The sequence below is a fragment of the Pedococcus bigeumensis genome (genome assembly GCF_039531795.1).
Lineage (GTDB): Bacteria > Actinomycetota > Actinomycetes > Actinomycetales > Dermatophilaceae > Pedococcus > Pedococcus bigeumensis.
Map to the genome: position 1 here is coordinate 1,153,732 of NZ_BAAAQS010000001.1, position 13,321 is coordinate 1,167,052.

At 72.0% G+C, this 13,321-nt stretch carries 13 protein-coding genes; 11 read left to right on the forward strand and 2 right to left on the reverse strand.

Translation table 11 applies throughout. From position 1 onward, the window contains the following. Positions 1 to 155 precede the first annotated feature (155 nt). The 6 genes from ABD262_RS05530 (at position 156) to ABD262_RS05555 (ending at position 7,552) form a co-directional block, all read left to right on the forward strand. On the forward strand, positions 156 to 653 hold the full coding sequence (locus tag ABD262_RS05530) for an RNA polymerase sigma factor (protein ID WP_344132366.1): 498 nt from the start codon (positions 156 to 158) through the stop codon (positions 651 to 653). After that, the gene (locus tag ABD262_RS05535) at positions 650 to 2,095 is read left to right on the forward strand and encodes a beta propeller repeat protein (protein WP_344132367.1); all 1,446 of its coding nucleotides are present in this window, start codon (positions 650 to 652) and stop codon (positions 2,093 to 2,095) included. Before ABD262_RS05530 ends, ABD262_RS05535 begins: the two co-directional genes overlap by 4 nt. A gap of 76 nt (positions 2,096 to 2,171) precedes the next feature. Further along, positions 2,172 to 4,838, forward strand: coding sequence for a bifunctional acetate--CoA ligase family protein/GNAT family N-acetyltransferase (locus tag ABD262_RS05540; protein ID WP_344132370.1), 2,667 nt, complete (start codon positions 2,172 to 2,174; stop codon positions 4,836 to 4,838). A gap of 59 nt (positions 4,839 to 4,897) precedes the next feature. After that, positions 4,898 to 5,533: a DUF5998 family protein gene (locus ABD262_RS05545; RefSeq protein ID WP_344132373.1), complete on the forward strand. Its 636-nt coding sequence runs from the start codon at positions 4,898 to 4,900 to the stop codon at positions 5,531 to 5,533. Positions 5,534 to 5,645: 112 nt separating this feature from the next. Next, positions 5,646 to 6,794 (forward strand): alkaline phosphatase family protein, encoded by a 1,149-nt coding sequence (locus tag ABD262_RS05550; RefSeq protein ID WP_344132376.1) that lies wholly within the window; start codon positions 5,646 to 5,648, stop codon positions 6,792 to 6,794. A gap of 11 nt (positions 6,795 to 6,805) precedes the next feature. Further along, positions 6,806 to 7,552, forward strand: coding sequence for a thymidine kinase (locus ABD262_RS05555; RefSeq protein ID WP_344132379.1), 747 nt, complete (start codon positions 6,806 to 6,808; stop codon positions 7,550 to 7,552). A gap of 70 nt (positions 7,553 to 7,622) precedes the next feature. On the opposite strand, the gene sepH is transcribed toward ABD262_RS05555, so the two are convergent. Further along, positions 7,623 to 8,885 (reverse strand): septation protein SepH, encoded by a 1,263-nt coding sequence (gene sepH / locus ABD262_RS05560; protein WP_344132382.1) that lies wholly within the window; start codon positions 8,883 to 8,885, stop codon positions 7,623 to 7,625. A gap of 127 nt (positions 8,886 to 9,012) precedes the next feature. On the opposite strand from sepH, the gene ABD262_RS05565 reads away from it, so the two are divergent. The 3 genes from ABD262_RS05565 to ABD262_RS05575 are packed head-to-tail and all read left to right on the forward strand — an operon-like array spanning position 9,013 to position 11,739. Next, positions 9,013 to 9,648: a trimeric intracellular cation channel family protein gene (locus tag ABD262_RS05565; protein ID WP_344132385.1), complete on the forward strand. Its 636-nt coding sequence runs from the start codon at positions 9,013 to 9,015 to the stop codon at positions 9,646 to 9,648. Positions 9,649 to 9,661: 13 nt separating this feature from the next. Then, positions 9,662 to 10,780 carry a ferrochelatase gene (locus ABD262_RS05570; RefSeq protein ID WP_344132388.1) on the forward strand — a complete coding sequence of 373 codons (1,119 nt, stop codon included), beginning with the start codon at positions 9,662 to 9,664 and terminating at the stop codon, positions 10,778 to 10,780. A 2-nt stretch (positions 10,781 to 10,782) separates the two neighbouring features. Continuing rightward, on the forward strand, positions 10,783 to 11,739 hold the full coding sequence (locus tag ABD262_RS05575; RefSeq protein WP_344132391.1) for an inositol monophosphatase family protein: 957 nt from the start codon (positions 10,783 to 10,785) through the stop codon (positions 11,737 to 11,739). 89 nt (positions 11,740 to 11,828) lie between these two features. On the opposite strand, the gene ABD262_RS05580 is transcribed toward ABD262_RS05575, so the two are convergent. Then, positions 11,829 to 12,014 (reverse strand): hypothetical protein, encoded by a 186-nt coding sequence (locus ABD262_RS05580; RefSeq protein ID WP_344132394.1) that lies wholly within the window; start codon positions 12,012 to 12,014, stop codon positions 11,829 to 11,831. A gap of 424 nt (positions 12,015 to 12,438) precedes the next feature. On the opposite strand from ABD262_RS05580, the gene ABD262_RS05585 reads away from it, so the two are divergent. Beyond that, positions 12,439 to 12,738, forward strand: coding sequence for a DUF4193 domain-containing protein (locus ABD262_RS05585; protein ID WP_056920802.1), 300 nt, complete (start codon positions 12,439 to 12,441; stop codon positions 12,736 to 12,738). An 84-nt stretch (positions 12,739 to 12,822) separates the two neighbouring features. After that, entirely contained in the window at positions 12,823 to 13,317 is a 495-nt protein-coding gene (gene dut / locus ABD262_RS05590; protein ID WP_344132403.1) for a dUTP diphosphatase, read from the forward strand. Positions 13,318 to 13,321 lie beyond the last annotated feature (4 nt).

Sequence of the window (13,321 nt, forward strand, 5' to 3'; positions counted from 1 at the left end):
ACGCACGGGCGAGGTGAGAGCCAAAGGTCCTCCCTCGTGGTGTCACACTGGGTCCCAACCGTGCCACCGGCAACGGCGTCTACGAGGACATGACGACCGTGGCCCTGCCCGTGCGCAAGCCTGCGCCACCGGTGGCCTGTGCAGGAGGGGCCTGGGTGGACACGCACGACCGATCACAGGTCGAGGCTGCCGTCCGCGAGGTCTACGACGTGCACTACGCCCGCCTCGCGGGGTGGACGGCCAAGCTGGTCGGGGACACGGACCTCGCCCACGACCTGGCGACCGAGGCCTTCCTCAAGCTGTTCCGTGAGTTCGGCCGGGTGGACGAGCCGAGGCCGTGGCTCTACACCGTGACGGCCAACCTGGTCCGGGACCACTGGCGCAAGCGCGGCCGTGAGGCGGCCGCCTACCAGCGCCACGAGGCCGGCCGAGACGACTTCACGACCGATGCCGACCACGCCACCACCCTCACCGTGCGGGACGCCGTCGAGGCGCTCCCCGACCGGTTGCGGGTGGTGGTGATGCTGCACTACTTCGCCGACCTGTCGGTGGCCACCGTGGCCCGCCAGCTCGAGAAGTCCGAGGGCACCATCAAGCGGGACCTGTTCGACGCGCGCCAGCGGATGGCGACGATGCTGGGAGAGATCCGATGAACCGCCATCTGTCCGACCGGCCCGGCGAGGGGGAGCAGCGCGACCCCGTCGCCGAGTTCTTCGCTCGCGAGCGAGCCGACATCCGCGAGCTGCCGGCCGGCGCCGAGCGCTGGGAGTCGATCGTCGTCGAGGCGCGCCGTCCGGTCCGCCACCGCTGGCTGCCCTACCTGGCCGGGGCCGCGGCGGTCGCCGTGGTCGCAGGCGTGCTGTGGGGGAACGGCCGAGGGCCGGCCACGGAGCAGGCGGCCGGCCCGGCCACCAGCACGGCGTCGGCCTCGTCGGCCAGGGTGGCCACCGGGACCCCGACGGTGGGCGGCCCGTCCGCGAGCAGCACTGCCTCGAGCGGCCTCACCACCCCCTCGACCAAGGGCCCGCTGCCTGTCCCCGCCAGCTTCGACCTCGTGTCCATGACCAACGCGGGGGGCAAGCACCTCTACGCCCTCGGGCGGGCGACCTGCCCCCAGGGGATGTGCACCGCCGTCATCGGGTCCGACGACGACGGTGCCACCTGGACCACCCGGGCGTCGTTCCCCACGCTCACCAGTCCCGGCGCGCGCAGCACCCCCGACCGGGCCCACCAGGTGGTGGGGATCCGTTTCGCCAACGCGCAGGTCGGCTACGTCTTCGGCAGCGCCACGATGCGGACCGTCGACGGTGGCAGGACCTGGCACGCGGTCGACGTCGACCGACGGATCGTGCTCTCCCTCGAGACCGACGGCAAGCAGGTCTGGATGGCGACGGCGCGCTCTTGCCTGCACAACGTGGTGGGCGGCGTCCGCGGCTGTTCGGACCTGCAGCCGCGGTCCGGCGTGGTCACCGACGCGACGACCCAGCCGGTGCGGCTCGACGGGATGCCCGTGGGTGGCGAGAACGCGTGGATCGCGATGGACGGTTCCGACGCCTACTACAACGTGACCTCCACGGAGCCGGTCGCCCCATGGCCTGCGGTGCGGCTCAGCGGCAAGCCGGCTGTGCTGGCCCGGCCCAGGGGGTGTGACGGTGCCAGCGGGATGTGGGTGTCGACCACGGCCAACACCCGTGGCGCCCTGCTCGCGGTCTGTCCCTCGGCGGGCCAGCCGACAGCTGCCTACTCCCTTGCCACGTCCACGGACCGGGGGACCACGTGGGTGACCCGGCCGGCGCCCGGCCTGGGCGCGCCGACTCCGACCGGGGTCTGGCTCACCGCGACCGACACCACCCACCTCGTCGCGGTCACGCACGGGCTGGCCGCCAGTACCGGCACGCCAGAGGCGCAGACAGGGGTGCTCACCAGTGCCGACGGCGGCGCCTCCTGGCGGGCTGCCGGGCTCGCCGCTGGAGGTGCCACCGACTGGGCGGGCGCCGCGGGCGGGACGCTCGTCTACGCCGTGGCAGGTGGCCGCTCCTACTGGGTGAGCCACGACTCGGGCGCCACGTTCGAGCAGGTCCAGCTCCGCAGGTAGCCCGGCGTGGTCGACGGCCGTCCCGCAGGGCGGGTCAGTCGGTTCCGGGCGTTCCGGACGTGACATGCTTTCGGCCATGAGTGAGGCCTCGGCGCTTCCCGCCGGCTATCCGGTGCTGTGGGAGGCCGACGTCGTCCTGCGTGACGGGTCGGTGGCCCACCTGCGCCCGATCACGCCGAGCGACGTGGACGCCGTCCACCGGTTCCACGCGGGCCAGTCCGCCGAGTCGATCTACATGCGCTTCTTCGCCCCGCTGCGCCAGCTCAGCGACCGCGACGTCACGCGGTTCACCAACGTCGACTACCACGACCGGGTCGCGCTGGTGGCGACCGTCCGGGGCGAGATCATCGGCATCGGGCGCTACGACCGGATCACCCCGAAGAGCGCGGAGGTGGCCTTCAACATCTCCGACAGCTACCAGGGCCGGGGGATCGGCTCCGTGCTGCTCGAGCACCTGGCCGTCATCGCCTGGGAGTCCGGGATCGAGGAGTTCACCGCCGAGGTGCTGCCGCAGAACCGCAAGATGATCTCGGTCTTCTCGGACGCCGGCTACGAGGTGAGCCGTCGCTTCGAGGACGGCGTCGTCTCGCTCACCTTCCAGATCAAGCCGACCGAACGTTCCGAGGCGGTGCGGCTGTCGCGCGAGCACCGGGCCGAGTCGGTCAGCATGCACTCGGTGCTCTTCCCCGACTCGATCGCGGTGGTCGGGGCCAGCCGTCGGCCGGAGTCGATCGGCCACCACATCCTGTCCAACATCCTCGCGGCCGACTTCAACGGCGCCGTCCACGCGGTCAACCGCGAGGCCATGGAGGTGCTCGGGCTGCCGGCCCACGCGCGGGTCTCCGAGATCCCCGACGACGTCGACCTCGCGGTCGTCGCGGTCCCGGCCGAGGAGGTCCTCGACGTCGTGGCCGACTGTGCCGAGGCCGGGGTCAGGACACTGCTCGTGGTCAGCGCCGGCTTCGCCGAGTCGGGACCCGACGGCGAGGAGCTGCAGTCCCGTCTGCTGACCGCAGCGCGCGAGTCCGGCATGAGGGTGCTGGGCCCGAACTCGTTCGGGGTGATCAACAACGACCCGGCCGTGCGGCTCAACGCCTCCCTGGCCCCCGAGCTGCCGCCCCCGGGACGGCTGGGGCTCTTCGCCCAGAGCGGGGCCCTGGGCATCGCGGTCCTCGCGTCCGCCGCACGCCGGGGCCTCGGCATCTCCGTCTTCGCCTCCGCAGGCAACCGCGTCGACGTGTCCGGCAACGACTTCATGCAGTACTGGATCGACGACGACAGCACCGACGCGGTCGGGCTCTACCTCGAGTCGATGGGCAACCCCCGCAAGTTCTCCCGGATCGCGAGGCGCCTCGCGTCCACCAAGCCCGTCATCGTCGTGAAGTCGGGGGTGTCGTCCTACGGCGTCCCGCCGGGTCACCGGGCCCGGCAGACCCGCATCCGGCCCGAGGCCTTCGACGCCATGCTGCGCCAGGCCGGGGTGATCCGCGTGGAGAACGTCCACCAGATGTTCGACGTCGCCCAGCTGGTGGTCCACCAGCCCCTGCCGCAGGGCAACCGGGTGGCCATCGTCGGCAACTCCGACGCGCTCGGGGCGTTGAGCGCCGAGGCCTGCGTCAGCTGGGGCCTGCTGGTCGCCCACGGGCCGGTCTCCCTCCCGAGCGACGCGAGCGGCGAGAAGTTCGCCCAGGCGCTCGCCGACGCCTTCGCGGACCCCGAGGTCGACAGCGTCCTGACCTGCTTCATCCCACCCCTGGTCACCCTCGACGAGGACGTGGCCACCGCCGTGCGCGACGCTGCCATGAAGCACGAAAAGCCATGTCTGGCAACGTTCCTCGGCATGCGCGGGGTCCTCGAGCGGCTGTCCGGCACGACCGACGAGGGGCGCACCACGGTCGTCCCGGCCTATGCCATGCCGGAGGACGCCGTCCGCGCGCTGGCCGCCGCGACGAGGTATGCCGAGTGGCGAGCCCGCGACCGCGGCATACCGGTGCGTCCCGTCAGGATCGACCGCGAGCCCGCCGAGGCCTTGGTCGAGCGGGTGCTCGAGGAGTCGCCCGAAGGGCGGCGGCTCACCCTGCAGGAGGTCACCGAGCTGCTTGCCGCCTACGGGATCGAGGTGTGGGGGAGTGTGCCGGCTCGCACGGTCGACGAGGCGGTGACCGCAGCCGAGGCCATCGGCTACCCCGTCGTCATCAAGTCGGTGGCGCCCCTCATGCGGCACTCCCCGGGGCTGAGCGGGATCCGGGTCGACCTTCGTTCGGAGGCACAGCTGCGCGAGGCGTTCGAAGGGCTCAACGAGCGGCTGGCGCCGATGTCGGCCAACACCTTCGTCATCCAGCGGATGGCCACCCCGGGTGTGTCGTGCGTGGTGCGATCCGACGAGGACCCGTTGTTCGGCCCGGTCGTGTCGTTCAGCATCGCGGGACCTCCGACGGAGCTCCTCGGCGACATCGGGCACCGGATCCCGCCGCTGACGGACGTGGACGTCTCCGACCTCATCTCGTCGGTGAAGGCCTCGCCCATGTTGCACGGACACCGTGGAGCCGCACCGGTCCACCGCGCTGCGCTGGCCGACCTGATCGCCCGGGTGTCCGTCCTGGCGGACAACCTGCCGGAGGTGGGCAGCCTCGTGCTCAACCCGGTCAACGCGCACGTCGGGGGAGTCGACGTGCTCGGCGCCGAGGTCACGCTGTCGCCCACCCCTCGACGCAAGGACCAGGGTCGCCGCTCGCTGACCTGAGCGAGCCCGGGCCGACCTGGCCAGAGCGCCGCCCGCCCGCCTAGGGCAAGATGGCAGGCATGGGCTCCACCTCACCGCACGGTGCCGCATCGCACAGTGCCTCCTCGCAGAGTGCCGCTGCGCCCCTCATCCCGCTGCCGGTCGACCTGACGCGGGCGATCGAGCAGGCCGGCTACTACCCCGCCCTCGTGGCGGACGTGGTCCAGGCCGCGCTCGGCTCCGAGGAAGTGGTCTCGCACCTGGTGCACCAGGAGACGACGTTCGACCACGACGTCGTCCGCCGGCACATCACCGTGCTGGCCCTGACCGGCACGCGGCTGGTCATCGCCCACGCCGACGACCACACCGACGAACGGGCCGGCCACGAGGACGTCGCCACGGCCACCACCGAGAGCGTGCCCCTGTCGGCGGTGCGGGGCGTCATGATCACCCACGTCGTCGCGCGCCCTCAGGAGTACCAGCCGGGCTCGCTCGGTCGCGAGATCACGCTCACGCTCGGGTGGGGGGCGGTCAGCCGGATCGACCTGATGCCGGCCACCTGCGCCGACCCCGACTGCGACGCCGACCACGGGTACGAGGGCAGTGTCGCCTCCGACGACATCTCCCTGCGGATCAGTGCCGACGCCGAGGGTGAGGCCGCCCTGCAGCACGCCCTGGGGTTCGCGCGGGAGCTTTCGGCGAGCATCGGCAGCTGAGGTGCGGCGCGACAGCGGTCAGTCCCGGCTCGACCCGAGCGACCCCACCGACCCGAGCGTCGCGGCCGGTCGCACCAGCCCCGTCACCCTGACGCGGGCCATCCCCTAACCGATGCCCCACGACGGTCTGCTCCCGCCCCGCTACGACCAGTCCGGCCTCGCCGGGGTGCTGCCGGCCGTCGCCGCCAGCCTCGGTGTGCCACGGTATGCCGGTCCGGGCCACCTGCCGTTGCCGCAGGCCCGGCGCGCGGTCGTGGTCCTCGTCGACGGGTTGGGCTACGAGCTGATCCGCCGCCGGGGTGGGCACGCACCGTTCCTGCGCTCGCTCCTGCCCGCCGCACACCGGATCACCGCAGGCTTCCCTGCGACGACCGCGACCTCGATGGGCACGTTCGGGACTGGTCTTCCCCCGGGCTCCCACGGGCTCCTGGGCTACGAGGTGCTGGTGCCGGGGGAGGACCGGCTCGTGAACGAGCTGTCCTGGGAGGACGGCCCCGACCCGGTCGCCTGGCAGCCGCAGGAGACCGTCTTCGAGGTCGCCGAGGGTGCCGGGGTGTCCGTCACCCGGGTGGGCCCGGGCTTCTTCGACGGGTCGGGACTGACGCGAGCGGCGTTGCGGGGTGGGCGGTTCCGGGCCGCCGACACCCTCGCCGACCGCGTCGACGCCACCCTTGCGGCGGTGCGGGGCAGCGCCCGGTCGCTGGTCTACCTCTACTGGGGTGAGCTCGACAAGGTGGGCCACGTGCACGGCTGCCAGTCGTGGGAGTGGGGTGACGAGCTCGAGGCCATCGACGCCGAGCTCGGCCGCCTGGTGCGTTCGGTGCCCAGCGACACGGCCGTGCACGTCACCGCCGACCACGGCATGGTCGACGCCCCGCACGCGCTGCGGATCGACCTGGCGCACGACGCCGAGCTGGCCGGCGGCATCCGCCACGTGGGTGGTGAGCCCCGCGCCCTGCAGCTCTACTGCGAGCAGGGGGCTGCTGCGGACGTCGCCCAGACCTGGACCGACCGGGTGGGGGAGCGAGCCTGGATCCGCACACGCGACGAAGCCACCCGGGAGGGCTGGTTCGGTCCGGTCAGCGAGGTGAACCGGCCGCGCATCGGTGACCTCGTCGTGGCGATGCGCGACAACTTCGCCATCGTCGACTCCCGCAGGGCCCGTCCCCAGCTCCTGGCCCTGCTGGGTCTGCATGGATCGCTGACACCCGAGGAGTCCGCCGTGCCGTGGTTCCACGTTCCGGCGCGGGACAACGCCTAGGGTGTCCTCTCGTGGCTGAGCTCGTCTTCTTCTCCGGGACCATGGACTGCGGCAAGTCGACCCTTGCCCTCCAGATGGACCACAACCACCAGGCGCGCGGGCGGTCCGGTCTGATCTACACCAAGCTGGACCGGGCCGGGAGCGACGTGCTGTCGTCCCGGCTCGGGCTGTCGACCGCCGCCCACGAGGTCAGCGACGACCTCGACTTCTGGGAGGCCGTGGTCGAGCACGCGACGAGCGGGCTGCGCGTCGACTACCTCATCTGTGACGAGGTGCAGTTCTACACGCCGGAGCAGGTCGAGCAGCTCGCGAAGCTGGTCGACGAGATGGGGATCGACGTCTTCGCGTTCGGGATCACCGCCGACTTCCGCACCCAGCTCTTCCCGGGGTCGCGGCGGATGATCGAGCTCGCCGACCGGGTGCAGGTGCTCCAGGTCGAGGCGCTGTGCTGGTGTGGGCGGCGCGCCACCCACAATGCGCGAGTGGTCGACGGGGTGATGGTGGTCGAGGGTGAGCAGGTGGTCGTGGGCGACACCAAGCCCGACGCCAAGCCGCACACCGAGGCGCACACCGAGGCGCACACCGAGGCGCACACGGAGCCGCACGCCGAGCCGCACACCGAGCCGCTGGTGGAGTACGAGGTGCTGTGCCGTCGGCACTTCATGCGCCGGATGAACTCGGCCGCCGCCCGGGCTGCTGCCACGTCGCCTGACGTGCTGCCGTTCGACCTCGACGTCTGCCCGGTGCCGCAGGGCTAGTCCCGGGGCTGGTCGCAGGGCTAGTCCCGGGGCTGGTCGCAGGGTCAGTCGCGGGGAGCTGCTCGCAGGGTCAGTCGCGGGGCTTGGCCCCGAACATCACGTCGTCCCAACTGGGCACGCTGCGGCGGGTCGACTTCTTGCCCGAGACCGCTGGTGGACGGCGGGCGGGCTCTTCCTCCGCGGCCGGCTCGGGCGTTGCTGCGTCCTCGGGCTCCTGGTCGCGACCCTCGTGGTCCGCTGCCTCGCTCGGCGCTGGTGCCGGCTCGGACACCGCACGTGCTTCGGACTCCTCGCGTGCTTCAGACTCCTCGGGTGCTTCGGGGCCGGCCGGCGCCTCGGGCGCCGCGGGCAGCACGTCGTGCCCGACCGAGCTGTCGTCGGCCGTCTCGTCGAGGGGGTGTGGGCCGCGGGCTGCCGGAGGAGGCGGCATCGACTCGGGGTCGTAGGCCAGGTCCTCGAGGGGGAGCGCGTCACTGCGCGGCGCGTCGTCGCCGGGGGTCTGGGTGGGAGGGCTCTTGCGGCGGCGGGGGCGCCCGCGGTGCGACGCCCGCTCGCGCATGGCCGACATCAGGTCGAGCGGCTCGTCGAGCGTGCCACCCCTGGCCGACGTCGGGGTCGTCGTCGAGGTCGAGCGGGGAGCCGCGCGGCGCGCCGACCCCACACCACCTTCTGCCTCGACGTCGTAGACGGTGGTCGCCCGCACAGGGGCGGACACGAGGTGGGGTGCAGGCAGGGGCGAGCTCGTGCCCGCCACGTCCTCCTCGCTGAGCCAGCGGGCCTCGTCGTCGGCGGCTGCGACGGTGCGGGCCTGCACGTCGAAGGACCACCGGGCCTGGCGCTCACGACCGCCGGCCGGGAAGGTGAGGATGACCGTCCAGTCGCCCTCGGTGCTGCGGGCGGAGTCCCAGTCGGCCGAGGCGGGGTCGACCCCCCGGCCGGAGAGTCGCTGGCTCACGCGGGCGGACAGCGTGGGAGCGCTGGCGCCCCCTGCCGAGCGACCACGCAGCCGCACGGCCCGGGCCAGGCCCGCGACGTACTCGCGCTCGGCGAGGATCGGCCCCTCGTAGCGACGGACCTTCTCCACCGGCCAGCCGGACCGTTCGGCGACCTCGTCGGCCGAGAGCCCACCACGGATCAGGGCCTGCACCTCACGTGGCCGCATCCCACCGTCGATCTCGATCTGCAGCTGTCCGAGGCGGGGCCGGTCACGCCGGGCTGCGGCCCGGAGGGGTTCGTCGAGCTGCACGCGGAACCGCTCTCCGTCGGAATCGGACAGCAGCAGGTGCTGACCGTCCTCCTGCACACCGATCAGCCGCAAATCCCGCATTGCCATCGTCTCCAGTATCGGCATGGTCTCCCGTATCGCCCTCGCTCGTGGATCGGGCACCGTGCTGCTGACTCTGCCATCCCCGAGGGCGAGGCGAAAGCGACCACGCCGCACCGGTAGTTTTGACCTCGCGATGCTCACCTTCGACGCACACCTCCAGCTGGCACTCGACCTCGTCGGGGTGTTCGCCTTCGCGCTGTCCGGCGGGCTGGTGGCCGTGAAGAAGCGGCTCGACCTGTTCGGGGTGCTGGTCCTCTCGGGGGCGGCTGCGCTCGGAGGAGGGGTGATCCGGGACGTCCTCATCGGCGCACTGCCACCCGTGGGCATCTCCGACTGGCGTCTGCTGACCTGTTCACTGGTCGCCGGGCTGGTGACGTTCCTCTACCACCCGGGGGTCGAGCGCATCTCGCGCTTCGTCCGCGTGCTCGACGCCGCCGGCCTGGCCGTCTTCGCGATCGGTGGGTCGCTCAAGGCCCTCGGGGCCGGGATGGACCCGCTCACCTCCGTCTTCGTCGGCGGCATCACCGCAGTCGGCGGCGGCATGATCCGCGACGTCCTGGCCGGTCAGGTGCCCGAGGTGCTGCGACGCGAGATGTACGCACTGCCGGCGCTGCTCGGGTCGGTCCTCATCGTCACCGCCCACCACTACGACGTCGTCAACTCCTTCACCATCTGGGGGTGTGTCGCGCTCGTCTTCGCCATGCGGATGGTGGCAGTCGTCCTCGACGTCCACGCCCCCAAACCACTGCGCACGGGAGACCTCACATGAACGGACCCACCGCATGACCACCGACGAGCGACCCCTCGAGCCCTACGACGGCATCCTGCTGCTGTCCTTCGGTGGCCCGGAGAAGCCGGAGGACGTGCTGCCCTTCCTGCGCACGGTCACGGCCGGCAAGAACATCCCGGACGAGCGGCTGGAGGAGGTGGGGGAGCACTACTACGGCTTCGGCGGCCGCAGCCCCATCAACGACCAGAACCGCGCCCTGTTGGCCGCCCTGCGGGCGGAGCTGGACCGGCGCGAGATCTCGACGCCGGTGATCTGGGGCAACCGCAACTTCACTCCGTTCACCGCGGAGGCGCTCGCCGAGGCCGACCGGCAGGGGATGCGGCGGTTGGTCACGGTCGTCACCAGCGCCTACTCCTGCTACTCCTCGTGCCGGCAGTACCGCGAGGACCTCGCGGCCGCGCAGGAGTCGCTGGCCGGGTCGGGCATCGAGATCGAGCTCGACAAGGTCCGGCCGTACAACAACCACCCGGGGTTCGCCCGCACCAACACCCGGCTGGTGACCGAGGCCGTGCGCGGGGTGCTGCGCGACGGGGTGGACGCGGAGCAGGTCCGCCTGCTGTTCGTCACGCACTCGATCCCCACGGCGATGGATGACACGTCCGGGCCCGGCGACGAGGACGGCAACGCCTACAGCTCCCAGCACATCGCGCTCGGGGCGGCCATCACCGACGAGGTCAACGCGACCCTCGACACCGACCTCAGCGGTGAGCTGGTGTTCTGCTCGCGTTCGGGCCCGCCGTCCCAGCCCTGGCTCGAGCCCGACGTGAACGACCGGCTCGAGGAGCTTGCCGCCGAGGGTGCCACGACCGTCGTCCTCGCCCCGATCGGCTTCGTGTCGGACCACATGGAGGTGGTCTACGACCTCGACACCGAGGCAGCGGCCACGGCAGCCCGTCTCGGGCTCCAGCTGGTGCGGGTGCCCACCGTGGGCATCGACCCCGAGTTCGTCTCCGGCCTCGTCGACCTCGTGGTGGAGCGTGCCGCCCAGGCTCGCGGCGAGGAGCCGGTCGTCCCCGTCTGGCCCGGCCGGGCTGCCATGCCGTCGGTGTGCGCCCCGGGGTGCTGCCCCAACCTGCGGGCTGCCAAGCCGGCCCTGTGCGGGCGGGACTGACCATGGACCCCGCCCCTTCCGACGCCGCCACCCCCGACCTCACCAGCCCCGACCTCACCGCCCCCGACCTCACCACCCCCGACCTCACCACCCCCGACCTCACCGCCCCCGATGACGCCACGCTGCAGGCACTCGAGACGCTGGCCGTCGAGGTCGCCAGGGAAGCCGGTCGGCTCATCGTCGACGAGCGGCCGCCGAACCTGGGGGTCTCCAAGACCAAGAGCACGGCCACGGACGTGGTCACCGTGATGGACCAGCGTGCGCAGGACCTGCTGCGCGGCCGCCTGCACGAGGCCCGACCCCAGGATGGCTTCCTCGGCGAGGAGGAGGGGGGCACGAGGCGCCGCTCCGCGATCACCTGGGTCGTCGACCCCATCGACGGGACCGTCAACTACCTCTACGGCATCCCCTCGTACTCGGTGTCCGTCGCAGCGGTCGTCGGCGACCCCACCACCCCCGGCGCCTGGCGGCCGGTGGCCGGTGCGGTGTTCAACCCGGTGACGGACGAGCTCTTCCGCGCGCGGGCCGGCGGAGGTGCCCGGCTCGAGGGGGGACGGGCACCGGCCCGCCGCCTCGAGCTGACCGAGCCGCCGTCCCTGGGCCACGCCCTGGTCGGCACCGGCTTCGGCTACGACACGGCACGTCGGCAGTGGCAGGCGACGGTCCTGCTGGACGTGCTGCCCGAGGTCCGCGACATCCGACGGATCGGCAGCGCTGCACTCGACATCTGCGCGGTCGCGGCGGGCAGCCTCGACGCCTACTACGAGCGTGGCCTCAACCCCTGGGACATGGCTGCCGCCTGGCTGGTGCTGGTGGAAGCGGGCGGTGTCTTCTCCGGCCTGGCCGGGGAACCGCCCAGCGACCGGATGGTGGTCGCGGGGGCGCCCCCGCTGCATACCGCGCTGCACGAGGTGGTGCTCCGGGCGACGGGGCGGGCGGGCGCCGACCCGACCCTCTGAGCTGGTCCGCGGGCGGACCGGGACGTCGCCACATGAGCGAAGCCGACGTCGGGGCGGTGGCCCCGACGCCGGCTTCGTCGTGGAGGTGCTCAGGCGGCGCTGTAGTTGCTGAGCCCGGGGATGCGCAGGCCGTGCTCGGAGGCGAGACGGGCCAGGTTCTCGAGCTCCGCCTCGCGGACGGAGGCGAGGTAGTCGTCGCCGGATTCCTGGGCCGTGCGCAGGGACTGGACGGCGCGGGCTGCGCGCTGGGTGATCTCGGTGTGGAACTCGGTCATGGTGCACCCCTCTCTTCGTGTGTCAGATGGTCGTTTCACGAGTCGGGTCGGCCGGGCCGGAGGTGCGACTCTACGGGCTCAGACGCCGCAAGGGGGACTCGGGGTTGCCCCCTGCGGGTGAATCTTGGGTGAACCCAGACCAGCGCTTGGTATGCCGCTGGCGCACGGAACGAGGGTGGCGGCGGGGTCGTTTGGAGGTGCTTTGGGAGTGCTTTCGGGCTGCTACAGGGGCGCCTCGGCGGTGCTGTGGCGGCGTCGGCGGACCGGATCTGGACGCGATGGTGACGCGACGCCGTGGATAGGGCACAATCCCGCCCTGCGGCGGGCACAAAACCGCGGGCGCCAGCGTTACACGGGCGAATCGTCTTCCCGAGGTTCGGGAACGACACAGAATGACGACAGAACAGGGAGAGCGACAGCGACCATGGCGACTGACTACGACGCGCCGCGCAAGACCGATGACGAGCTGTCCGAGGACTCGATCGAGGAGTTGAAGTCCCGCCGAGTCGACAAGAGCGCCTCGAGCGTCGACGTCGACGAGACCGAACAGGCCGAAGGCTTCGAGCTGCCCGGTGCGGACCTGTCCGGCGAGGAGCTCTCGGTGCGGGTCATCCCGCGCCAGTACGACGAGTTCACCTGCTCACGGTGCTTCCTCGTGCACCACCGCAGCCAGCTGGCTTCCGAGTCCGGCGGCCAGATGGTGTGCCGGGAGTGCGCCGCGTAGGTGAGCAACGACACGGAGCACGGCCGCGTGGACACCACGAGGCCGGACGCGCCACCCGTGGATGCAGGGATAGGGTCAGTCCACGTGACTGGCCCTTCCCTCGTTCCGCCCTCGACGCTGCCCATCGCGGTCCGACGGCTCGACCCCGGGCTCCCGCTCCCGTGCTACGCCCACCCGGGCGATGCCGGGGCTGACCTCTGCGCCGCCGCCGACGTGACGCTGGCGCCGGGTGAGCGGTCCCTGGTCCCCACGGGGGTGGCGCTCGCGATCCCCGACGGCTGGGTCGGGCTGGTGCACCCTCGGTCCGGTCTCGCCGCCAGGCACGGCATCACCATCGTCAACGCCCCCGGCACCGTGGACGCCGGTTACCGCGGTGAGATCCTCGTCAACCTCGTCAACCTCGATCCCCGTGACGCGTTCACCGTGCGTCGTGGCGACCGCATCGCCCAGCTGGTGGTGCAACAGGTCGCCCGGGTCGAGTTCCGCGAGGTTGATTCGCTCGAAACCACCTCACGGGGTGACACTGGACATGGTGCCAGTGGTGGCTTCGGCGACCACACCCCGACAACGAAGGACTGACTTC